Origin of the sequence: Paenibacillus stellifer (assembly GCF_000758685.1) — a bacterium.
Lineage (GTDB): Bacteria > Bacillota > Bacilli > Paenibacillales > Paenibacillaceae > Paenibacillus_AQ > Paenibacillus_AQ stellifer.
In genome coordinates, this window is the sequence record NZ_CP009286.1 from 4,366,556 (window position 1) to 4,388,607 (window position 22,052).

A 22,052-nucleotide genomic window follows, 5' to 3' on the forward strand; every position below is an offset into this window, starting at 1 on the left:
AATTGCATACATATTCCACGTTTCGTGTTTTTCGACCCATAAAATTCACGAGTACGCAAAGAGACCGTCCAAGAGAAGCTTCAAGGACGGTCTTTAATATCATGTTCAACCCTGTTCAGGCTCGCTCAGCCTTCTCCCGGTTCTCCTTAACCCGATAAGCCGTGATTTTGCGTATCAGCTCGTACGGGATCGTCTGGTCAAGAGGAAACTGTACCGCGCCTTTTGAACTCTTATAGGCCGACAGCTCCTGTTTAAAGGCTTCGATGCCGCTTGGCGCCGGATAAAAGCCGATATGGCGGTTGAAGGCTGCGAAATGCACCAGATTTCCGTGGAAAAAGAACGTGGGCATCCGGTAGCTGATTTTCTCTTCAGCCTCGGGAGCCGCATCCCGGATCGCCTGCCTCACCGATTGAAGCAGCTTCTGAAGGTCGGTCGGATAACCGGCGATATACTCGTCAATCGACTTCGGGACACTATGAACGGGTTCCATATCCTCTCCCTCTCTTCTTCAAGAGTCCAATCCTGCCTTCTTGTAAAACAGCACCTGCCCGTTCTTCTCCAGCGACCGGATTCTTCCCCTCCGCTCCAGCTCGACCAGGTGGGCCAGCGCTTCACCCAGCGCAAAACGAAGCTGGTGAATACCCGAAATGCGGCCCCGGAACAGGCCGCCGCACACGTCGTAGCCGCTAAGCGGCGACTCCGCCAGCAACGCCTCCGCATCATCCAGCCGCTCTTCATGATGCTGAAGCAGGCTATCGATCCGCGCCGCAAAATGCGTGAACGGCTCGCGGTGGCCCGGATAGGCGATCCGGACCGGCAGCTCCCGCAGGGCGGTCAAGCCCTGCAGGAAGGTATGCAGCGGCTGCGGGTCGCTGCCGGGCAGCAGCGCGACATTCGGCGAAATTTGCGGAAGCAAGGCGTCTCCGCACAGAATCGCCTGTTCAGCCGCGTCATAGAAGGACAGATGACCGGGAGCATGTCCTCCCGTCTCCACAGGCCGCCATATTCGGCCGCCCATGCTCCAGGATGCGCGGTCTTCCAGACAGCTTACAGTAGGCTGCGGTGTAATCTGCATCCTGATGCCGGCCTGGTGTTCGCGCAGCTCTGCGGCCAGGGATTCCGGCAGCCCGTGCCTTCTCATAAAATCAGGGAGCGCACTCTCCATATCCGATTCCGGTCCCCACATGTGAAGCACTTCGGCGTAAGCGCGCCGCGACATCCATACCCTGCAGCCGCTTCGCTCCTGCATCCACCCCGCCAGCCCGTAATGATCCGGGTGATGGTGGGTGAGAACAACCGCCCGGACCCGGCTCCACGACGCGCCGAGCCAATCCAGCGTCCGGTTCCACGTCTCTTCCGCCTCCCGGCTCCCAGGTCCGGGATCAATCACGGTCCATCCGCCATCCGGTTCGGCCAGCACGTAGCTGTTGACCACGCGCAGCGGCGGATACATGGGCACGGGCACCCGGATCAGCCCGTCCTCAAGAACAGCCGGAGGGCCTGCTTCCTCCAGCCTTCCCCGGTCCGCGCCCATCTACGGACGCTTCCCCACAAAGATCATGCGCGGCGACGTCTCCGCCTCGTACACATCCTCTTCGTAGCTGCCGTGCACCGCTTCGAGAGCCAGTCCCGCTTCCGCGATTAATCCGCGGAACTTCTCCAAGGAATACAGTTTCACACGTTCGTGATACTGGCGCGGCGTTCCGTCCGACTTGGACGTCAGTATAATATCCTTTTTCACATAGCCGTCCTCAACCCGCCGCTTCTCGTCGATCAAATTATCTCCGTCTTCCCGCGTGGAGTGGGGAACGAGATGAGCCGTTACGTAAGAAGGATTCAGAAAATCAATGATGAACCTGCCGCCCGGCTTCAGCATCCGCCAAATTTCGCGCAGCACCTTCACATGCTCCTCGTCCTTCTCGAAATATCCGAATGAGGTGAAGAGATTGACCACGGCGTCAAAGCCGCCCTCAAGCGGCAGATCCCGCATATCGGACCGAATCCACTTGACCCGACCGGCTCCCTCCTGGGCACGGGCCTCCCGCAGAAGCGCCTCCGACAGATCAACACCCGTCACCTCGTAACCCGCTTCAGCAAGCGCCAGCGAATGCCGTCCCATTCCGCAGCACAGATCCAGCACCTTCGCCTTCTCCGGCAGGCCCAGCCAGGCGATCATCTTCTCGACCTCCCGCCGGGCGCCGCCGAAATCCCGGTGTCTGTAGACAATCAAATAGTCCTCGCCGAAGCTCTCTTCATACCACTCACTCATAAGCCGTCTCCTCCCGCAAATCCGCACTCGTTCTATTATTTTTATCTATAGATCTGCAAATGTACCGCTTATTGTATCGTCTTTTGGCCGCAAACTCAAAGTAAACCGTCACTTTTCAAGCCTCTGGACAAAAAACATTCGGGAGAAAGGGAATGCTAAATTCCTCATCTTTTTTCAAAAAAAAGGAACCCGCTACGCCAAAGCGACCGTCTTCAGATAGACTCTCGCCTCGTAAGGGCGAAGGGTGAGCTGGCGCAGATCTTCGCTCTTATCCTGGGGATAGTTGGAGATCAGCAGCTCCATACCGTCCGGGGATATCTCCTGCGGCAGCTCAAAGACCGGGTTCCGGTCAAAAAAGTTCAGTATGATCAGCAGCTGCTTATCCTCCAACGTCCGCGTGAATGCATAGATTTCGGTATGCAGAGGAAGCAGCAGCTTGTATTCGCCATAGACGATAACCTGATGCTTTTTGCGCAGTGCAATCAGGTTCTTATAATAATGATAGATGGAATCCGGGTCCTTCACCGCGCTGCTTGCGTTCACTTCCACATAGTTTGAGTTCACCCGGATCCAGGGGCTGCCTGTCGTGAAGCCCGCGTTCTCCCCGCCATCCCACTGCATCGGGGTACGCGCGTTGTCGCGGCTTTTTTTATGGATGGCCTTCATAATCTCCTCTTCGGGAACGCCGTTATTGCGCTGCTCTTCATAATAATTGAGCGTTTCGACATCGCGGTAATCCTCGATCGACTGGAAGGCGGCGTTCGTCATGCCAATCTCCTCGCCCTGATACATATACGGCGTCCCCTCCAGCATGTGCAGGAAGGTCGCCAGCATTTTGGCCGAAACAACCCGGTACCGGATATCATCGCCAAAACGTGAAACCGCGCGAGGCTGATCATGATTGCATAAATAATTGGCATTCCAGCCCCGGCCATGCAGGACCGTCTGCCAACCGCTCATAATTTTCTTCAGCTCCGGCAGGTTCCAGGACACAATATCCCACTTCCCACTGCCCGCCGACGCCGCATCCAGATACATATGCTCGAACTGGAACGTCATGTTCAGCTCCCGGCGACCGTCGCCGACATATTCCAGCGCCTGCTCCGGCCCGAGTCCGGAGGTCTCGCCGACCGTCATGATGTCATAGAAATACAGGACCTGATCATTGAGATTCTGCAGCAGAGTATGCACATGCTCCAGGTTGGAGAACATCTCGTAGGCCCGCACCGTTTTGGTTCCGTTCGGATTTTGGGCGTCCGGCAGCCCTTCGGCTTTGACGATGTGAGCGATCGCGTCGAACCGGAAGCCGTCGACTCCTTTTTTCAGCCACCAGGCAACCATCTCGTGCAGCTTGTCGATAACGGCCGGGTTCTCCCAGTTCAGATCGGGCTGAAACCGGGAATACAGATGAAGGTAATACTCGTCCGTCCGCTCATCGTACTCCCAGACCGAGCCGCCGAAATACGATTCCCAGTTGTTCGGCGGGCCGCCGTTCCTGCCTTTTCTCCATATATAAAAATCACGCTTCGGATTGTCCTTCGACTGCCGTGACTCAATGAACCACGGATGCTGATGGGATGTATGGTTGAGCACCAGGTCCATCATCAGCTTCATCCCCCGGGAGTGGATCTCGCGCAGCATGTGATCGAAATCGTCCAGCGTGCCGAACTCCTTGCTGATATCGCAGTAATCGCTTATATCGTAGCCGTTGTCGTGGCCGGGCGATTTATAGATCGGGCAGATCCAGATCACATCTACACCAAGATCCTTCAAATAATCCAGCCTGGAGATAATGCCCCTTAAGTCTCCCCGGCCGTCACCGTTCGAGTCCATGAAGCTGATGGGATAGATCTGGTAGACGACGCATTCCTTCCACCATTTCGGATTCATTACTCCGCCTCCTTCTGCGTTCTGTAACCCCTCTGGCAGTAACGTTCAATATATCTTAACCGTTCGGGCGAAGCGGCATAACAAACCGTAGTCCATTCATTGAAAAATCGATACCTTGCGGAAGAAGCCGAATCATGAACTGACGACCTATTCGAAACCGGTGATGGTGGAGTGGACAAGGTCGAGTTCCTACGATCAAGGCCGTCATGGACGATTAACAGCAGCAGGCGCGGCCCAAAGCTCTCTCACGAGTCTTTTGGCCGCGCCTGCTGCATGATATGGCATAAAATAGCGTTGTTCCTTCGGGCTTCAGCTCTTCGTCTCATTTTCTGACTGCATGTTCCGTATCCTTCTTAACCGGCATACGCTTCCGGTCGCCCTTCAGAGTACATTCTTCCTCAGCCGCAGTCTTGTGGATCAATGCTTGATCGATAAAATCCACAATCTGCTGAAGCGAGGCCATTTGGTTCAATATGTTCTCCCGATGTCTTTGCAGCGCATCGAATAATTCGGGGGTATCCGCCAGTTCCTCACGGGGCCGGTCCAAAAAAGGCCTCATTTCGTCCAGCGACATCCCTGTCTTCTTCAGGCATGTAATGAGATTCATGCGCTCGATATCACCTTGGTCGTATACGCGATGCCGATTCTCTCTCCGCAGTGCATGGGGCAGCAGCCCAATCTTCTCATAATAGCGGATTGTATCCTCGCTAAGTCCTGTCATTTCCGCCGCTGTACGGATCGGGTAGGTCTCGTTTCCGCTCATTTCACCGCCTCCTTTGTTTGTTCGGAGCTATCTGCCAGTTGAAGTTATCATAACTCCTGGAGCCCGCTTCAAGTCAAGTCCGGAGGGTCATCTGAAGATTCCATATTCATGTTTGCATTCGGAACGAAATTCAGCTGCTTGACTTGGAGTCGACTCCAAGTTATAGAATGGCCTCAATCCGAAAGACAGAACACAAGGAGGTTCATTCAGATGAAAACACAAGCTAAATATACCGCGCTGATCACAGGCGCGAACAGTGGAATCGGTCTGGTGCTAACCCGGATGCTGCTCGAACGGGGATGGGATGTGATCGCCCTGATCCGTTCCTCTTTTCAAAGAGACGATTCCAGAGTCAGGGAGTTTCAGCAGCAGGGGAGGCTCCGCGTCTACCAGGGGGATTTGTCGGATTTCACCAGCCTGCGCCAAGCTCTTGATGTGATCAAAAGCTCCGAGGTCCGGATCGACGTACTGTTCAACAATGCCGGAGGCAGCTTCCCGGAGCTGCTCTTCTCCAAGCAGGGACGCGAGCTTCATTTCGAGACTCAGACTCTAGCGCCTTACGTGATTTATACAGAACTCCTCGAGCTGCTGCTTGCCGGTGATCTGAAGACCGTAATCGGCACCTCCTCGGCGGCTATAAACTATGTGAAACGGTTGAACCCGGAGAAGCTGGAGCATCCCGACACGTTCAAAAAGCTGCTCGGCCCTTATGCGGATTCCAAGCTGGCTCACTCCCTCTGGATCAAGGAAGCCGCGCCGTCCGCCTTCGCGCAAGGGATCCGGCTGCAGAGCGTTGACCCCGGTCCCAACAATACCATGAGACCCGGCAATCGCTCCGGGCTGCCCTTCTACGTGAAGCCGCTGATGAAGCTGTTCTTCCCCGGTCCCGAGCACGGAGCATCCCTGCTGTACGAAGCCGCCGTCTCGGGCAGCCAGTACCCGCCTGGCTCCTACCTCCATAAAGGCAAACCCGTCAAGCTGCCGTTCGAAGACCGTGGCCCTGCTGTACTAAAGCTGGTCAAGTCGGTGTATGAACGGGAGTTCGCAGGTGTGGAAGCGAAGTGAGTTCAAGACTAAAAGGCCGATCATCGGGGAGTCAGTCTCTCCCTCTGATCGGCCTTCTTAATGGTTAGGCACCGTATATTCGATTTCAGCAATTAGGATTCCTTCATGTTATACCACATTCTGCGTATGAGTCCGGTCCTCACGCAGCCATTCCAGCAACAAGGGCTCCGGGACATTGTCCTTGCTTGATTCGGCATATTCCCGAACCCGAGTAAGAAGACGGGACACCGTATCCGGGTCCGCTTCCAGCCCCTGCTTGCTCAGTACATGCGCGATGCCGCCTGTTCCCGAATGCTTGCCGAGCACAAATTGATGCTCACGCCCGACTTCTCGCGGATTAAACGTCTGGTATGTCTCCCGGTCCTTCATCAGACCGTCGACATGAATCCCCGATTCATGCGTGAAGGCGAGTTTGCCGACGATCGGTTTCGCGTCCCCTACACTGCGTCCGGATGCCGAGATGACAATATCGGCAGCCAGCTTTAACATCTCGGCCTTGATTGCGCTATGACCGCCATACAAATATCGCCACGCCAGAGCTACTTCCTCCATCGGGGCATTGCCGGTACGTTCGCCGATTCCGGCGATCGTTGTGCTTGCCCATACAGCTCCGGCAGCAATGCCGCTAAGCGTATTTGCCACAGCAAGACCAAAATCGTTATGGCAGTGCACCTCAAGCTCCACATCGTTCGGCACCGCTCCAAGGAGACTGCTGATCCGCTGCGACATTTGGCCCGGATGATGGGCCGATACTGTGTCTGCATACCGGAACCATCTTATGCCGCAGGATTCGTACAAGGCATTGACCAGCTCCACCAGGAAGCCCATATCCGCGCGCGAAGCGTCTTCCATCCCGACCGATACCGTCATTCCAAACTCCCGGGCATAATCCGCAGCCTGCAGCAACTTCGTCAGCCCTTCATCAGGCGCTAATCCCAGCTTGCCACGCAGCTGTACATCGGAGACCGGGAGGGATATATGGCACCAGTTCACGCCCGTCGCCCGCGCCTTGTCGATATCGCTTCTCAGCGCCCGGTTCCAGGTCATGAGCTTCATTGGAAGACCAAGCGCGGCAATGGCCGCGATATCCTCTTGTTCTCTTGTTCCCATAGCAGGAATACCTATCTCCGCCTGCTCTACACCGCACTCCGACAGCACCTTTGCGATCTCCAGCTTTTCTGCCCTCGTGAATGAAACTCCAGCCGCCTGTTCACCGTCCCTCAGCGTTGTGTCACATAGCTTGAGACTTTTCACGGTTTACCTCCTTCTCCGCAGCAAGCGCAATTCGGATTACGGGTAAGTCGGACACTGTATGTGGTAAAGTCGAGTGAGTTAAAACGATGCATTATGCCGGTATAGGTCGTCCCTACCCTTGTAATCCATTTTACGGCTTCCAGCGCAGCCAGGCAACCTGCAATACCGGAAGTTGCACCCAGTACTGGAAATCCAAAAGGTTCCCACTGCGGCTGATTGCCCGGATACAGGCATTCCAGACAAGGCGTTTCGCCGGGAACCATAGTCGTCAATGAAATTTCATAACCATACATGGCGGCTTCAACCATCGGCTTGCCAGCCTCAACGCATACCCGGTTAAGCTCATACCGTTCGGGGAAATCATAGCGGGCATCAATTACAATATCCGCTTTCTCAACCCAGGGCTTCGCGTTGCCGCCCTCGATCTTGGCATTGTAGCCTTCGATTTCTACTTCGGGATTAAGACGCTGCAGATGCCGGATGGCCGTGCTCATCCGCTCTTCACCCAAATGATCGGAGTCCATGAGAATCTGCCGGTTCAAGTCCGGGAGGAGAATTTTGCCTTCATGGGTGAGTATGAGTCTGCCGATGCCCGCGGCAGCCAAATAAATGGCCGCCGTACCCCCGAGTCCGCCGATACCGGCGATCATGACCGTCGCTTCTTTCAGCGCCTTCTGACCGTCTTCACCCAGCAGCTTAAGCTGCCGTGCATAACGTTCCATCTCCACTGTCTGCATAAATCCTTGCTCCATGTCTTTACCCCTTCGTTATTGCTCATGGCTTCATTATTTCCGTCCAGTATAGAATCGGAGGCGTTCCATGACAGTGAAGTTTATCCCTCCAGATTGAGAAGACTCTGCACTTCTGCCAGATCTTTATATTTATCCAGGAAGGTAAGCCCTTCCTCTACACATGCCACTCCATAAGCAACCGTCTTCGCAAGTGAGGTGAACGGGAACGGAAAGCCCGCACGAAGGCTCTTGATCACCAGGATAATCCGGCCGCTATACAGCAGCCCGCGGCCAAAGCCTTCGACATTGATCTCGGCCGAGCTCTGAATCATCAGCCCGCTCTTCTCCTCCAGCACGCCGGCAATCGCCTGAAACAACACCGGCACCTGGGAACGCACTTCATCGGATACGGTGCAATTGATATCGGACTTGGCCTTGTCATCTGCAGAAGCGAGGAACAGCTTCGAGATCTTCTCCTCCGGCGTCAGGGAAGCGTAGCGCCCGAAATAATCGCTGGCGCTGAGCAGATCATTTAGCCGGCGGATCAGCTGTTCCGATTTCTCGGGATCGGGCAGAGGTTTAGTCCGGCGCTTCGGCGAAACAGGAGCCTGTTCCGGAGTCTGACCATTCACACCCGCGAATTCATCAGCCATTCGTTCCATTGACTTCCGCTCCTTCCTCTTCGGCCCGAAGCACCTTGGCCAGCCACATCGGAGGCTTGCCCTGCAGCATTTCTCCCAGCCGCTTGACCTGCTCTTCGATCGGGCTGCCGAAAGGAACCTTGACCGGCATGATTTTGCGGCGTGTAACTTTGGCCGCAGCCGATGCGCCGATCTGCATGATAAATATCAGCGTACAATCCTCGATGGCCTGAATCCGCGAGTCGATCTTGCCCATTTCATCCTGTGCTGCGATATCGGGGATTCTGCGAAGCTCGAGGAGCTCGCTTCCGCCTCTTGTTACATTGTATACGGCGAACATAGAACTTTGTCCGAAGTGGGCGTTAACCCGGATTCCATCATCTGTGGCGAATGCTACTTTCACGGTGCTCCGCCTCCCTTCTCATTAATTGATTACCTGCTTTATTGGTCCATTCCATCGCTCCACGGTAGCCGACGGATACATTCATATAAGAGCCAAGCTCGTTCCAGATCGGGAACCCGGCGGGCAAATGGGCCGCTCCGATGCGTTCCGCGCCCGCCATGCCGTGCGAGCTGCTGATCAATAGATCGGCTCCGCTGCCCAGCACCTCGGCGTCGTCCAGGTCGCCGACCCATACATCGCGCTCCATCTCGGCAACCGCAGTCGTCTCGCAAGAGGTAACCAGCGCCTTCTGCTCCACTCCAAGCTCTTCCAGCCAGGAAGAGACCGAACAGATATGATCGGGCTCCAGCGCTGCCACAGCGGACATGCCGGCAAATTGGAAATGCGCATCCAGCATGCAGTCGAGCAGATTTTCCCGCTGCCAGCAATACCGGATCGGAACCGGAACACCGCTGATCTGATGAAGGAAATGAAAGAGTTCGTCGGAAGCCTTAAGTCCCATCGTGCTCTGGAACACCTTATACGGCGTGCCAAGCGCGTTATGCAGTCTTCTTGCGGGACGCTCCATACTGGAGCCGAAGGCGATTGTCAATCCGGACTGCAGGCTCTGCAGCATGGAATCGAGCGGAACGCCGCCTCTTGTCAGCGGCGAAAATCCGGTCAGCAGATGCCCGGACAACGAAGTCGAAATATCCGGCAGCGCGATGACTTCAAAACCGAAAGAGGACACGATTTCCTTAAGCTCCATCACGTCACCAGGCGTCAGATACGAACCGGGCAGCAGCGTAATCTGGCGGGAATTCACATTGCGCTGTCCCCGCAGACCTGCCTGCTGAATTAGCTCATCGATCATCGCCTCGACCGTTACGCTGAACCCCGATTCCAGAGAACCGCGAAAATCGGGCAATGTGACGGAAAAGGCAAGCCCACCCCGCATGTTCCGTTCTCGTTTATACGACTTCAGCATGCTCTGATAATCCACGCCCGCTACGTCTGTCAGCTCTGTACCGATGATGCCGATAATGTCGGGGCGGTGCTTGGACAGGACGGCGTTAATTGCTTCCTCCAGATTGCGGTTGGCGTCAAAGATCACGTCCATTTCCTGAAGGGCGGAGGTCTGAACCGCGATCGGTTCGCGAAAATGGCGGGTCAACAGAGCCTTGGGAAAGGCGGAGCAGCCTTGTGAGCCATGAACAATCGGCATTGCCCGGTAACAGCCCTGCATGGCAAGGATGCCCCCCAGCGACTGCCCGATTTTGAGAGGATTCACCGATACCGGCTTGCTACGTCTCTTAACGGTCATAGGAATCCTCCTTATCCCACGGCGCAGGAGAGGATGCGAGTCTCCAGATCGGATTGTCGAGTGAATCGACCAATTCCTTAGCGAGCCGCAGCAATCCTTCGTAACCTGCATAAGCTTTATGACGTTCCTGGTTAATGTCTACGAACGGAATCTGTTCTTTCATCGCGACATACATATTCCGTCCGCCAGCGATCATGATATCCGCTTTGCGCTCTCTAACCGTCTTGATTATCCGAGAGGCGCCGCCTTCCGGGATATACTCCGTATCATCGCTGACCCGGTCGGCAATGCGCTGAACATCCTCGTCGGAGCTCTTGTTCGTTCCGACGCCGACCACCTGAATGCCAAGCTCTTTCAGAGCGGAGATGACAGACCAGCTCTTGACGCCTCCGGTATAGAGCACTGCCTTCTTGCCTTTCAGAATTTTGCGGTATGGCCGAAGGTCATGCGACAGCCGGTTCTCTTCGCGTTCGGTGAGGCGGTCGACCCGGCGCTCCATTTCCCTGTCGTTCAACAGATATGCCATCTGGCGCAGCGAATAGGTCGTCTCCTTCGCTCCGTAGAATGATCCTTCGAAATAAGGGATGCCGTATTTCGATTCCATCTGCTTCGCCAAGCCCAGCAGCGCACGGCTGCACACCACCATGTTGGCCTTGGCCCGGTGAGCCCAGGTAATCTCCTTATACCGGGCATCGCCCGTAATACGCGATAATAGGGTAATTCCCGCCTGGTTCATCAGCTTCTCGATTTCCCACATCTCGCCGGCGATGTTATACTCGCCAATCAGGTTGACGCCGAGCGGCGTCTCCTGCTCGGGTTCACCCGTGCCGATGACGTATTGGAGCAGCGCATCGCCCGCGAGCCGGTTGCCGAGGTTCTTGCTTCCGACAAAACCGGGGCCGTTCACGGGGACAACGGGAATTCCAAGGCGACCGGACGCTTCCTTGCAGACGGCGTCCATATCTTCACCGATCAGGGCGGTGACGCAGGTCGCATATACAAATATAGCCGGAGGCGCAAAACGCCCGGCAATATAATCAATACTGTCTTTCAGCTTTTTTTCCCCGCCAAAAATGATGTCGTTGTTACTGAGATCCGTTGCAAATCCATATTGGGAGAGGGTGGGCCCGCTCGAAAGGCTGCCCCGGCTTTCCCAGCTGTTGCCGGCGCAAGCGACCGGTCCATGCACGAGATGCGCAGCATCCATAATAGGAAGCAGTGTAATTTGCGCTCCGTCGAAGGAGCAACCTCCGGCTGCCTCGCCCGGCTTCGGCCGTGGACAAGGCTTGGATTTGGGAGCCTGGCTCCCGCAGGCCTGATCATCGAATTCCTCTTTTCGAATAGGCTCCATCGGATCATCAACTCCTTCGCTAAGGATCAGTGCTTTCATTGTGACATACCAAACCGGCAGAAAATATGACAAATGCCATGAAAACGGAATGAAAGGAGGCATTCTACTGAAAATTTTACATCAAAATGTCCGATTTTCATACCGTATATGGGATTATTTATAACACGGATTATGCTGTAAAATAGGATGAGGGAGCAGATTTATCCAAGATAAATCTGCTCCCTGTATTCTTTGATTAGCGGACCAGGTCGTAGTTGAAGCCGGAATTGTTGTTGTCCAACTGCTCCAGAACAGTGTTGACGATCAAAGTCAGAAGATTCAGCGCGCCTTGGTATCCGATAGTCGGATTACGGTGCATATGATGACGGTCAAAGATCGGGAAGCCTACGCGAATGAGCGGCGTGTTCGAATCCTTAGCAGCAAACTTCACATGCGAGCTGCCGATTACCAGATCAACCGGATCGTTGATCAGCAGCGAGCGCAGATGCCACAAGTCTTTGCCGACATAGACGGTAGCTTCGGAACCGAACGGGCTTGAGGCCAGCAGAGCTTCGGCTTCTTCTTTGAACTTCACATCATTGTATTCCACATCGCCATTGGAGCAGAGGATGTGAACCGGCTCCATGCCGACTTCCAGACAGAATCCGATCAGACCGATCAGAAGGTCGGGGTCGCCTACCAGCGATACACGCTTGCCATGCAGATAAGGATGGCTGTCGGTGTAAGCGTCAATGACACGGCCGCGTTCTTCAATCAGGGATGCAGGAACCGGAAGTCCTGTCAGCTCGCTGATCGCTTCAAGCAGCTTGTCGGTCGCTTTGACGCCCAGCGGAGTCGACATTGCGGAAACCTGCTGTTTCCAGGTGCCTTTGATAAAGTCCTGGGTCTTCTTCAGCGTATATTTCTGAAGTACGAGCGAACCCAGAGCATTAGCAGCCTTTGGAACATCATCCAGCTTGGTGCCGCCATAGTAGTACTCGTATTCGCCGGTAGCCGGGGAATCGAAGTTGCCGCTATGGTCGCCAAGGAGGGTGTATTTCGTATCAAATGCGTTCAGGATTTTGCGGATCTCGGCAAAGTTGCCGGTGTATCCTTCGAATCCAAGCAGAACATTCAGCTTCTCGCCGCTTTCTTCGCCTGTTCCCGGAGCAGCTTGAAGACCGGAACGCTCATACAGCTGGCTCAGGATATTCTTGATCATGGCGTCGTAACCTGTGGTATGCGAACCGATGAAGCTCGGAGTGTTCGCGAATGTAACCGGCAGGTCCTGAGCGATGGCTCCTTTTTGACGAGCTGTTCCGATAAAGGCCGACAGGTCATCACCAATAACTTCCGCCATACAAGTCGTACAGACAGCAACCATATCCGGTTTGTACAGAGCGACTGCATTCTCCAGACCGTCAACCATGTTGCTCAGACCGCCGAATACGGCTGCGTCTTCAGTCATCGAGGAGGAAACGGCCGGCGTCGGCTCTTTAAAGTGACGGCTCAGATGGCTGCGGAAGTAAGAGTTACAACCCTGGGAGCCGTGAACGAACGGCAGGGTCTTCTCAAATCCGAGAGCGGCCATCATGGCGCCAAGCGGCTGGCAGGCCTTGTGCGGGTTAATAACAACCGCTTTGCGGTCAAAGTTCTTCTCCAGGTACTCTGCAGACTTGGAGTAAGCGAGGGCTTCGGCAGTCTCCTGCGCGCTGCAAGGCGCTTCGAACTGCTTCTTGTTCTCACGTTGCTGAACAAAGCGTTCTTCCGTGAACAGTGTGTTATAATCCGGAATATTCAATCTTTCCTTGCTCATATGCTCGCCCCCTCTGGTTGAACCTTTTCTTTCTTATTCATCAGGCCCCAAATCGGGCTGTTCACGGTCATATCCATGTCCTTGGCAAAAATCTTGAAGCCGTCGAAACCATGGTACGGACCGCTGTAATCCCAAGAGTGCATTTGACGGAACGGAATGCCCATCTTGTGGTATACGTATTTCTCCTTGACGCCGGAGCCTACGAGGTCAACGCCCATCTTCTGAGCCAGTTCTTCCAATTCGTATGCAGTCGGGTCGTCCATGATGATCGATCCTTCCTGCATCATTGGGAAGGTTCTTTCATAGTCGTCCTTGTGGGCGAATTCGTAACCGGAAGCCACGATGTCCATGCCCAGATCTTCATATGCGCCCACTGTATGGCGGGAACGCAGACCGCCGATCATCAGCAGCACTTTCTTGCCTTCCAGACGAGGTCTGTACTTGGCGATGATTTTGTCCATTTCAACCTTGTGCTTGGCGATCATCTTCTCGCAGTTCTCTTGAATCTTCTCGTCGAACATAGCGGCGATGGCGCGCAGGCTTTCATAGGTCTTGGAAGGTCCGAAGAAGTTATATTCAAACCACGGAATACCGTAAGCTTTCTCCATATGGTCAACCATGTAGTTCATGGAGCGGTGACAGTGAATGAGGTTCAGCTTCGCCTTATGGGCAATTTCCAGCTCGTTCAGCGTGCCGTCGCCGGACCATTGGGCGATAACGCGAAGGCCCATTTCTTCCAGCAGGATACGGGAAGCCCAAGCATCGCCGCCGATGTTGTAGTCACCGATAATATTAACATCGTAAGGACCTGTTTCCTTCAGATCGGCTTTGCCGAGAACGAAGTCGCGGATAGCATCGTTCGCAATATGGTGACCAAGCGATTGGCTGACGCCGCGGAAGCCTTCGCAGCGGACCGGAACGATCGGCATGTCAAGCTCCTTGCTCATCTTCTTGGATACCGCTTCGATGTCGTCGCCGATCAGACCGACCGGACATTCCGATTGTACGGAGATCCCTTTTGCCAGCGGGAACATTTCCTTGATTTCGCGGCAGATGATTTCCAGCTTCTTGTCGCCGCCGAAGACGATGTCCGTCTCGGAGAAATCACTGGTAATCTGCATAGCGGTGAAGTTGTCGATGCCGAGCGTGCCGTTTGCATAGTTGCGACGCGTACCCCAGCTGTACTGTCCGCAGCCGATCGGGCCGTGGGAGATGTGAACCATGTCCTTGATCGGGCCCCATACTACGCCTTTCGAACCGGCATAGGAGCAGCCGCGTGGCGTCATTACGCCCGGACGGGATTTAATGTTCGATTTCAGGGAGCAGCTGCAGCTTTCTTTCGATTCCTCGGTGTTTACCTGAAAGTGCTTTTTGCGATCCTTCCTTGCTTTATCGGGATAGGCTTCCAGAATTTCTTCAACTAGTTTTTTATTAGCCTCAATATCCAGTCCCATTCGTTGAACCTCCTTTTTCATTTAGCAGCATGACTGCATCCTTGCGGCATTTTCCACGTTCGCCTTACTCTCGGCGGATGATCGTCTCCCCACTCCATCCGCCGGATAAATTGTATTGTTATGCGAAGTAGTCCCGCGATATATCTAATCTCAAGTTCTTTTCTTGTTATTAGTGACCTGCAGCTTCGAGCTTCTTGATGGCTGTTTCTTCATCTTCTACAACACCGAATTCGATCAGCAGCTGCTCGAGTTCGTCCATTTCGATTGGAGTCGGGATGGTCAGCATTTCGTTGTGCAGAATCTTGTCAGCCAATTGCTTGTACTCGTTGGCTTGATTGTGTTCCGGGTTGTACTGGGTAACCGTCATTCTTCTCAGCTCGGCATGCTGTACGACGTTGTCGCGAGGCACGAAGTGAATCATCTGCGTGTTCAGACGGCGAGCCAGTTCCATGATCAGCTCATCTTCACGGTCAGTGTTACGGGAGTTACAGATCAGACCACCCAGACGAACGCCGCCGCTGTGCGCGTATTTCAGAATACCGCGAGCGATGTTGTTGGCTGCGTACATAGCCATCATTTCACCGGAGCATACAATGTAGATTTCTTGCGCTTTGTTCTCGCGGATCGGCATTGCGAAACCGCCGCACACAACGTCACCCAGTACGTCGTAGGAGATGAAGTCCATGCCGTCGTAAGCGCCCTGCTCTTCCAGGAAGTTGATCGAAGTGATGATACCGCGTCCTGCGCAGCCTACGCCTGGTTCCGGACCGCCGGATTCAACGCAGAGGATGCCGCCGAAGCCGGTAGCTACTACGTCTTCGAGCTCGAGATCTTCAACCGAACCCATTTCAGCAGCCAGGTGAAGCACGGTTTGCTGAGCTTTCGTATTCAGAATCAGACGAGTGGAGTCAGCTTTCGGGTCACAGCCAACGATCATGATCTTCTGACCGAAAGTGGTGGCCAGCTGAGCCAGTGTATTTTGGGAAGTGGTGGATTTACCGATACCGCCTTTGCCGTAGAATGCGATTTGTCTCAGTTTCTTAGTCATGTTACATCATCCCTTCGAAATATTTATGTGTTCAAAATAAGAACCGTATTTTACACTTTCAAGAATTGCTTCTTGAATTCCGCCTTTGCGGACCAGCGGCAGGATGCCAGCCTTGTTCAACGCCATGCGAGGCGCATCGCCGATTCCAGAGCTTAAGAGGATCCGGCAGTCGCTCAGGATCGATGTAATCTCCTGAAGCGTTTCGCCTTTCTCTCCGTTGCAATCCGCCGTACCGTGGCAGTAAGCCTGTATCTTACGCATACCGATGAACTTCACTTCGGTTCCGTCTGTATCGTAGATCATGAATTCCGTCGCGTGGCCAAAATGCTGATTAACCTTGTCTCCGCCGCGGGAAGCAACAGCGACCCGGGTTCTCTTGTTCTCGTCCAGTATGGAGCGCTGGTTCGACTTCGCAATCATGCGCTGCCGGATCTTGGCGTCCAATTCCTGCTGGAACTGCTCTCTGGCATCGAGGTCGATCACCAGATCATCATCCATCTTATCGAGCTGGAAATCCTGATTGCGGTCCTGTCCGAGCAATCCTACCGCGTCCGCGCGGCACTGCCGGCAGTGGCGCATCAGCTTGGTTCCGCCCTCGCTCAGCTTCTCTTGCAGCTGAATCAATTCTTTGGGGCGCGGCGCCTTGCGTCCGTCTTTCTCGTACTGGCTGCCCGGAGCGATAATCAGCGGCGTCACATTATGAATCGTTGCGCCAAGCTCCTTGACTTTCTTCGATACTTCGAGCAGATGCTCGTCGTTGACTCCCGGAATCATGATCGAGTTAACTTTGACGAGAATGCCTCTCTTGGCCAGTTCCTCCACGCCCTGAAGCTGGCGGCTGATCAGGAGAGCGGCGGCTTCTCTTCCTTCGTAACGAACCCCTTCATCAAATACCCAGGGATAAATCTCCTTGCCTACGTCCGGGTCGATTGCATTGATCGTGATCGTTACGTGTCCGATCCCCAATTCCACGATTCGATCAATGTGCCGATACAGCGTCAGGCCGTTCGTACTGAGGCAGGTCATGACATCGGGCACATGCTTCTTGACTCTGGCGAACGTGTCAAACGTCTTGTCCGCGTTGGCCAGCGGATCGCCGGGCCCTGCAATGCCGACTACCGACAGCTGCATAAGCTGCGCTGCCACACCCTTAACCTTCCGCTCCGCTTGCTCTGGAGAGAGCACCTCACTGACAACCCCCGGTCTGCTTTCGTTCACACAGTCGAATTTGCGGTTGCAGTAATTGCACTGAATGTTGCAGGCGGGAGCGACCGGAATATGCATCCGGGCAAAGAACCGATGGGCTTCTTCGTTGTAGCAAGGGTGGCGACTGATATCATCCACTGCTGCGTTTGATGAACACGATGTCGGCTCCGGCTTCATTGTTCCCACCTCCTTAATATAATGAGGAGACTCTAGCTCCCTACGCACGCCTCGCTTCGTTCCCGTGTCGGAAGCGTGCGCCCAAGTTCCTTCGAAACGCCGTCACAAACATTGTTGTTTCAGAAGCGTATCCTCGGGGGTAATTCCCGATTAGCGACATGTAAGTTAACCTTCAATTTCTTGTTAGGTTTCCTCACTCTAACCTTGCTTGACTGCCTTTGTTGTATCACAATCATATTTTCAAACCCGTATATCGTCAATTAGCCTCTCCACGAAAAAACCTGTCATCACCGTGTGTTTACATTTTCGTCAAATCATATGTTAGGAAAAGTGACACTCAAATATCATGTTTCCGTTTTCATATCTTGTTTTCATTGAAAATCAATGTCAATGCAGCACAGATTTGATGCAGATTTAACGCGGTCTTTAACGCCCGATAACGTTCTTTCGACATAGCCCGGGAAAATTCGCGGAACCCGCAGCCAAACATCCGTTTATTAATAGAAAGGGATTTCTTTCTTTGGTTGACATTCTGTCTCTCCTCCTATATGATCGTAATAGAGTTAAGGCCCAACCGAATATCCCGTAAAGGGGAGTAGCTGTTAAGCAAAGTCGTCAATACGAGAAGAGCTTCATATTCTCCGGCTTTGTTGGCAATTATCCAATTGTTAGCGAGACCTTTACCATTCAGATTGATTCTCTTTTTAGGGACTCAGCCTGTTTGGTAAAGGTCTTTTTTATATAATTTTAGGCCATTCTAAATTCAGGGAGGTTGTAAGAAATGGATGTAGGTTTGTTATTGGAATACGGCTGGGTGCTTCTCGTGCTGGTTGCGCTGGAAGGACTGCTTGCGGCCGACAACGCGCTGGTGCTCGCCATTATGGTGAAGCATCTGCCCGAGGAAACAAGGAAGAAAGCTCTCTTCTACGGGCTGTTCGGCGCCTTTATTTTCCGCTTTGGATCGCTGTTCGTGATTTCCTACCTCGTGGATATTTGGCAGGTTCAGGCGATTGGAGCCCTCTACCTGCTGTTCATCGCGGGAAATCATATCATCCGGAAAGTCGTCGCGGCCCGCAGGCCGGAGGCGCAATCAATTACGGAAGAAGCGGCCGCAACAGATGGCAAGGAATCCGGCGGAAAGAAGTCCAGTTTCTGGCTGACCGTGCTAAAAGTCGAAATCGCAGATATCGCATTTGCCGTTGATTCGATCCTGGCTGCAGTCGCATTGGCTGTGGCGCTTCCGGCGAGTGGTCTTCCGCAGATCGGCGGTCTGGACGGCGGCGTGTTCCTCGTTATTTTTGCCGGCGGCTTTATCGGGCTTGTCATTATGCGGTTCGCTGCTTCCTTCTTCGTCAAATTGCTTCACTCGCGCCCGGGTCTTGAAGTTGCCGCGTTCGTTATCGTAGGCTGGGTTGGCGTCAAGCTGGCCGTCATTACACTCGCGCATCCGTCTCTCGGCGTTCTGTCGGAGCACTTCGCGCACAGTACCGCTTGGAAGGCGACTTTCTATATCGTGCTGGTACTCATTGCCGCCATCGGCTGGTTCATGAGCAAAGAAGTCACGGAAGAGCATAAAGACGAGAATCCGGTACGAGAAGTAGACTCGCAATTAGGCAAGTAGTCTCCGCAAATAACCTCCAGAGAGAGGCAACCGTATCGCTAGCTGATCACTCCTCTCGATAGGGATCACAGCAAAAAGGCCGTTCCGACTTCCAGAATGGAAGAAGGTTCGGCCTGCGGTGATCCGCTCAACTGTAATATTCCAACTTTCTTGATAGGATTATAATGTATTATTTTCAAGCACGTCAATATTCATCGCGGTGAAAAAGAGAAATTTACCATCAAATGTTACAATCGTGTGAGGAAATGGATGGATATTACAAAAACCCGCTTACGCCGGATCAGCGCAAGCGGGTTTTTTCAGTAAACAATAGAGTTGATCTTAGCACAATGTTTATCCGAGAGCCGTTTGTTTAATCTCTTTGATCTGTTTGCTCCGCAGTTGGCCGCAGGCGGCATCGATGTCACTGCCTTGCTCCAGACGCGTGCTGACGCTGATGCCCTGCTTCTTCAGGGTATCAAAGAAAGCCCGGACCGTCTCACGGTCGCTCCGCTGATACTGGCTGTGCTCATCTACCGGGTTGTAAGGGATAAGATTGACATTCACAAGCGGACCGTAGCCGCGAATCAGTTCAGCCAGCTCAAGCGCATGCTCCTGCTGGTCGTTGATATCCCGGAGAAGGATATATTCAAGCGTCGTTCTGCGCTTCGTCTTCTGAAGATAATACTCCAATGCAGACATCAGTTTCTCGATCGGCACGGCACGATTGATCTTCATAATTTTGGTGCGGAGCTCATTGCTGGGAGCATGCAGGGAGATCGCCAGATTCACCTGCAGGTTGCAGTCCGTAAATTCGATGATTTTGTCCGCAAGTCCGCTGGTGGAGACCGTAATATGGCGCCCGGCGATATCGAGACCCTTCTGGTTCTTGATAATCTGGATGAATGCTGTTAAATTCTCGAAGTTGTCGAAAGGCTCTCCGATCCCCATGACCACGATATGACTGACCGATTCTCCCTTGCCCCGCGCGTCCAGATACATCTGAACCTGCATGATCTGCTCCACGATCTCGCCTGCGGACAGATCCCGGTCCTTCTTCAACAGCCCGCTTGCGCAGAAGCTGCAGCCGATGTTACAGCCCACCTGGGTCGTTACGCAGACGGCAAGGCCGTATTTCTGGCGCATCAGCACCGTCTCGATCAGATTGCCGTCCTGCAGTCTGAACAGAAATTTAACGGTTCCGTCCACGGATTCCTGCTTCACATGCTCGGCCAATGTGTTTATCGTAAAATGCTCGGCCAACAGCCCGAGCGCCTCCGGATTCACTTCCTCCATTTGCCCGAAATCCGTAACCCGCTTCACATAGAGATAATCCCATACCTGAAGCGCCCGGAATTTGCGGTGTCCGCGTTCCAGCAGCCAGGCGGCGAACCCGTCAAAGGTCAAACCGTAAATGGATGTTTTGCTCATGATCTATCCTCTCTCCAAGGCTTGCAGCGCAAGCCTGTCAATTCTAGCCTTCGGCTTCCCGTAAGGAAGACAATCGTATCTTATTGTCCCAAATTTTTTATATTAAAACAAGAGGAAAAGACAGCCGCCTCGCTATTTTGCACAAAAACCAGCTAATACTTGTCAAGCTTTTTGCTCTTGGTCTGCAAATGGTTTGTTGGTATACTATTTTATGAGCATGACAAATAACCTTCATGAGTAAAGGATATTTGGGGAAATATGGATTTAAGGGTTATAGGGCTGGTTCTTACTGAGGATGGCGAATATGTGATGAAGAAGCTTGTTGGCGCAAGCGATCACGACCACCTTGTAAGCCTTGCCCTCTTTTCTTTTTCTATCATAATAATCTCGAAGCTTACGGTTGATGCTCCCGCGTATCCCACACTGTACCGCTAAATATAAAGCACGTCGCAGTCTCTTGGAACCACGTTTCGTGATCTTCGAGCTTGTCGCCTTAAACTTCCCTGAGCTGAATATGCCAGGGTCTAAGCCTGCAAAAGCAACGAGTTGTTTCGGGTTTTGAAACTGTCCTACGTCCCCTATTTCAGCGACAAGGGCTGCTGCAAGCTTATCTCCTACGCCAGGTATACTCTTCATTAGTTCTACTTCGTGGAGACTGGATGCCATCTTCTCCATTTGCTTCTCCAATGTACTTAGCTGCTCCGAAAACTGAAGCAATAAGCTAACCATACCGTGCAAAGCAACGCTTTGAGAAGAACTTCTCCTCTGCTTTTTCCAATGCGTCAGCACTTCCTGGAGCCGTTCGGCTTTTTCTTGAACCCAGCGTTTCGACCGCGACTTCCCTGCGCCACTGTTCTCGATGATCTGATGAAGATCTCCCGGTTCTCCCTCCAGACAACGCGCCAGCACCTTTAGAGACGTAACCGAAAACAGATCCCGAAAGACCTTCTCGTACCCCGGGAAAACCTGATCTAATAAAGCTCTGGTGTTTAACTTCGCCTGCACAAACATCCCCGTCACAAACTCATGTTGCCGGGTCACATGCTGCAACTCTGTAAACGCTTCGTCCCATATACGATGTGGTGTAACGTCTCCGCGGTAATACATATCTGCTAAATGCCATGCATCTGCAGCATCTGTTTTAACCTTGCGCAGTTGCGTTCCTTTGGCCCGTTTCGACTGCAACGGATTCACGATAAAGTACCTCCAGCCGCCACGCTCCAGATACGCTACCAGTACCCGGTGGTAGTGCCCTGTCGCTTCCAAAACCACTACCGGAGTACATTTTGTTGTCTCCTGCAACTCCGCGAGGAGCTCCCCCAACCGTTCAAGCCCGTGCTCCTCATGCGACAGGCTTTCTGCCCTTCCATAAGGTTCGTTTCGTCTCGTAAAGGCTTGAAGCACACTAAACCCTTTTGCCACATCCACACCTATAACTGGTTCCATAACAACCTCCAAATAAAAGATTTACCGGCTATCCCACGATGGTTCCAAACCCATAGCTTCGCTTGTGATGCGAGGTCAATAGCCTCTACCAGCTCAAACATGGTCATTGGAGGTCGTGGGAGAACAGTTTTTGTGACGGGGTCATTGCCCCTAAAACCACCACGTTCTCCCGGCTTCCTCATCGTAAAACGACCATAAAAAAAGGCCAACCAGTAATTACTGGCT

General features: G+C 53.3%; 19 protein-coding genes. 2 read left to right on the forward strand and 17 right to left on the reverse strand.

From position 1 onward, the window contains the following. Positions 1 to 115: 115 nt before the first annotated feature. From PSTEL_RS20110 to PSTEL_RS20130, 5 genes are all read right to left on the reverse strand, one after another. Complete coding sequence (locus PSTEL_RS20110; RefSeq protein ID WP_038698102.1) at positions 116 to 490, reverse strand: iron chaperone; 375 nt, start codon at positions 488 to 490, stop codon at positions 116 to 118. 18 nt (positions 491 to 508) lie between these two features. Further along, entirely contained in the window at positions 509 to 1,534 is a 1,026-nt protein-coding gene (locus PSTEL_RS20115; RefSeq protein WP_052098716.1) for an MBL fold metallo-hydrolase, read from the reverse strand. Further along, on the reverse strand, positions 1,535 to 2,269 hold the full coding sequence (locus tag PSTEL_RS20120; protein WP_038698104.1) for a class I SAM-dependent methyltransferase: 735 nt from the start codon (positions 2,267 to 2,269) through the stop codon (positions 1,535 to 1,537). It lies immediately after the preceding gene. A gap of 192 nt (positions 2,270 to 2,461) precedes the next feature. After that, positions 2,462 to 4,159, reverse strand: coding sequence for a glycoside hydrolase family 13 protein (locus PSTEL_RS20125; protein WP_038698106.1), 1,698 nt, complete (start codon positions 4,157 to 4,159; stop codon positions 2,462 to 2,464). A 322-nt stretch (positions 4,160 to 4,481) separates the two neighbouring features. Continuing rightward, positions 4,482 to 4,922: a MerR family transcriptional regulator gene (locus tag PSTEL_RS20130; RefSeq protein WP_052098717.1), complete on the reverse strand. Its 441-nt coding sequence runs from the start codon at positions 4,920 to 4,922 to the stop codon at positions 4,482 to 4,484. A gap of 210 nt (positions 4,923 to 5,132) precedes the next feature. Here PSTEL_RS20130 and PSTEL_RS20135 point away from each other — a divergent pair, with 210 nt between their 5' ends. Beyond that, positions 5,133 to 5,987 carry an SDR family NAD(P)-dependent oxidoreductase gene (locus PSTEL_RS20135; RefSeq protein ID WP_038698108.1) on the forward strand — a complete coding sequence of 285 codons (855 nt, stop codon included), beginning with the start codon at positions 5,133 to 5,135 and terminating at the stop codon, positions 5,985 to 5,987. A gap of 108 nt (positions 5,988 to 6,095) precedes the next feature. On the opposite strand, the gene PSTEL_RS20140 is transcribed toward PSTEL_RS20135, so the two are convergent. The 10 genes from PSTEL_RS20140 to nifB all read right to left on the reverse strand — a co-directional run bounded on the left by PSTEL_RS20140 (position 6,096) and on the right by nifB (position 17,350). Further along, complete coding sequence (locus PSTEL_RS20140) at positions 6,096 to 7,241, reverse strand: homocitrate synthase/isopropylmalate synthase family protein (protein ID WP_038698110.1); 1,146 nt, start codon at positions 7,239 to 7,241, stop codon at positions 6,096 to 6,098. After that, complete coding sequence (locus PSTEL_RS20145; RefSeq protein WP_038698112.1) at positions 7,238 to 7,993, reverse strand: HesA/MoeB/ThiF family protein; 756 nt, start codon at positions 7,991 to 7,993, stop codon at positions 7,238 to 7,240. The genes PSTEL_RS20140 and PSTEL_RS20145 overlap by 4 nt, the downstream gene beginning before the upstream one ends. A gap of 80 nt (positions 7,994 to 8,073) precedes the next feature. After that, positions 8,074 to 8,634: a DUF269 domain-containing protein gene (locus PSTEL_RS20150; protein ID WP_038698114.1), complete on the reverse strand. Its 561-nt coding sequence runs from the start codon at positions 8,632 to 8,634 to the stop codon at positions 8,074 to 8,076. Beyond that, positions 8,618 to 9,016, reverse strand: coding sequence for a nitrogen fixation protein NifX (gene nifX / locus PSTEL_RS20155; protein WP_038698116.1), 399 nt, complete (start codon positions 9,014 to 9,016; stop codon positions 8,618 to 8,620). The genes PSTEL_RS20150 and nifX overlap by 17 nt, the downstream gene beginning before the upstream one ends. Then, positions 8,991 to 10,319 carry a nitrogenase iron-molybdenum cofactor biosynthesis protein NifN gene (gene nifN, locus PSTEL_RS20160; protein ID WP_038698118.1) on the reverse strand — a complete coding sequence of 443 codons (1,329 nt, stop codon included), beginning with the start codon at positions 10,317 to 10,319 and terminating at the stop codon, positions 8,991 to 8,993. Before nifN ends, nifX begins: the two co-directional genes overlap by 26 nt. Beyond that, on the reverse strand, positions 10,309 to 11,709 hold the full coding sequence (nifE, locus tag PSTEL_RS20165; RefSeq protein ID WP_245624994.1) for a nitrogenase iron-molybdenum cofactor biosynthesis protein NifE: 1,401 nt from the start codon (positions 11,707 to 11,709) through the stop codon (positions 10,309 to 10,311). The genes nifN and nifE overlap by 11 nt, the downstream gene beginning before the upstream one ends. A 196-nt stretch (positions 11,710 to 11,905) precedes the next feature. Continuing rightward, on the reverse strand, positions 11,906 to 13,465 hold the full coding sequence (gene nifK, locus PSTEL_RS20170) for a nitrogenase molybdenum-iron protein subunit beta (protein WP_038698120.1): 1,560 nt from the start codon (positions 13,463 to 13,465) through the stop codon (positions 11,906 to 11,908). Then, a complete protein-coding gene (gene nifD / locus PSTEL_RS20175; RefSeq protein WP_038698122.1) occupies positions 13,462 to 14,919 on the reverse strand; it encodes a nitrogenase molybdenum-iron protein alpha chain in 1,458 nt (485 codons plus the stop codon). The genes nifK and nifD overlap by 4 nt, the downstream gene beginning before the upstream one ends. Positions 14,920 to 15,088: 169 nt before the next feature. Further along, positions 15,089 to 15,967 (reverse strand): nitrogenase iron protein, encoded by an 879-nt coding sequence (gene nifH, locus PSTEL_RS20180; protein ID WP_038698124.1) that lies wholly within the window; start codon positions 15,965 to 15,967, stop codon positions 15,089 to 15,091. Positions 15,968 to 15,973: 6 nt separating this feature from the next. Beyond that, positions 15,974 to 17,350: a nitrogenase cofactor biosynthesis protein NifB gene (nifB, locus tag PSTEL_RS20185; protein ID WP_038698126.1), complete on the reverse strand. Its 1,377-nt coding sequence runs from the start codon at positions 17,348 to 17,350 to the stop codon at positions 15,974 to 15,976. 781 nt (positions 17,351 to 18,131) lie between these two features. On the opposite strand from nifB, the gene PSTEL_RS20190 reads away from it, so the two are divergent. Then, positions 18,132 to 18,971, forward strand: coding sequence for a TerC family protein (locus PSTEL_RS20190; RefSeq protein WP_038698128.1), 840 nt, complete (start codon positions 18,132 to 18,134; stop codon positions 18,969 to 18,971). 333 nt (positions 18,972 to 19,304) lie between these two features. On the opposite strand, the gene rlmN is transcribed toward PSTEL_RS20190, so the two are convergent. Together rlmN and PSTEL_RS20200 are read right to left on the reverse strand one after the other, a co-directional pair. Then, the gene (gene rlmN / locus PSTEL_RS20195; RefSeq protein WP_038698130.1) at positions 19,305 to 20,381 is read right to left on the reverse strand and encodes a dual-specificity RNA methyltransferase RlmN; all 1,077 of its coding nucleotides are present in this window, start codon (positions 20,379 to 20,381) and stop codon (positions 19,305 to 19,307) included. Between the two features lie 264 nt (positions 20,382 to 20,645). Continuing rightward, positions 20,646 to 21,827 (reverse strand): IS110 family RNA-guided transposase, encoded by a 1,182-nt coding sequence (locus PSTEL_RS20200; RefSeq protein WP_038693101.1) that lies wholly within the window; start codon positions 21,825 to 21,827, stop codon positions 20,646 to 20,648. Positions 21,828 to 22,052 lie beyond the last annotated feature (225 nt).

Bases quoted from the DNA above. Each gene is read 5' to 3' on its own strand.
- nifB (WP_038698126.1), bottom strand. From the start codon at position 17,350: ATGAAGCCGGAGCCGACATCGTGTTCATCAAACGCAGCAGTGGATGAT.
- PSTEL_RS20150 (WP_038698114.1), bottom strand. From the start codon at position 8,634: ATGGAACGAATGGCTGATGAATTCGCGGGTGTGAATGGTCAGACTCCG.
- nifK (WP_038698120.1), bottom strand. From the start codon at position 13,465: ATGAGCAAGGAAAGATTGAATATTCCGGATTATAACACACTGTTCACG.
- nifN (WP_038698118.1), bottom strand. From the start codon at position 10,319: ATGACCGTTAAGAGACGTAGCAAGCCGGTATCGGTGAATCCTCTCAAA.
- PSTEL_RS20110 (WP_038698102.1), bottom strand. From the start codon at position 490: ATGGAACCCGTTCATAGTGTCCCGAAGTCGATTGACGAGTATATCGCC.
- PSTEL_RS20115 (WP_052098716.1), bottom strand. From the start codon at position 1,534: ATGGGCGCGGACCGGGGAAGGCTGGAGGAAGCAGGCCCTCCGGCTGTT.
- nifH (WP_038698124.1), bottom strand. From the start codon at position 15,967: ATGACTAAGAAACTGAGACAAATCGCATTCTACGGCAAAGGCGGTATC.
- rlmN (WP_038698130.1), bottom strand. From the start codon at position 20,381: ATGAGCAAAACATCCATTTACGGTTTGACCTTTGACGGGTTCGCCGCC.
- PSTEL_RS20135 (WP_038698108.1), top strand. From the start codon at position 5,133: ATGAAAACACAAGCTAAATATACCGCGCTGATCACAGGCGCGAACAGT.
- PSTEL_RS20125 (WP_038698106.1), bottom strand. From the start codon at position 4,159: ATGAATCCGAAATGGTGGAAGGAATGCGTCGTCTACCAGATCTATCCC.
- nifD (WP_038698122.1), bottom strand. From the start codon at position 14,919: ATGGGACTGGATATTGAGGCTAATAAAAAACTAGTTGAAGAAATTCTG.
- PSTEL_RS20190 (WP_038698128.1), top strand. From the start codon at position 18,132: ATGGATGTAGGTTTGTTATTGGAATACGGCTGGGTGCTTCTCGTGCTG.
- PSTEL_RS20145 (WP_038698112.1), bottom strand. From the start codon at position 7,993: ATGGAGCAAGGATTTATGCAGACAGTGGAGATGGAACGTTATGCACGG.
- PSTEL_RS20130 (WP_052098717.1), bottom strand. From the start codon at position 4,922: ATGAGCGGAAACGAGACCTACCCGATCCGTACAGCGGCGGAAATGACA.
- PSTEL_RS20200 (WP_038693101.1), bottom strand. From the start codon at position 21,827: ATGGAACCAGTTATAGGTGTGGATGTGGCAAAAGGGTTTAGTGTGCTT.
- nifE (WP_245624994.1), bottom strand. From the start codon at position 11,709: ATGAAAGCACTGATCCTTAGCGAAGGAGTTGATGATCCGATGGAGCCT.
- PSTEL_RS20120 (WP_038698104.1), bottom strand. From the start codon at position 2,269: ATGAGTGAGTGGTATGAAGAGAGCTTCGGCGAGGACTATTTGATTGTC.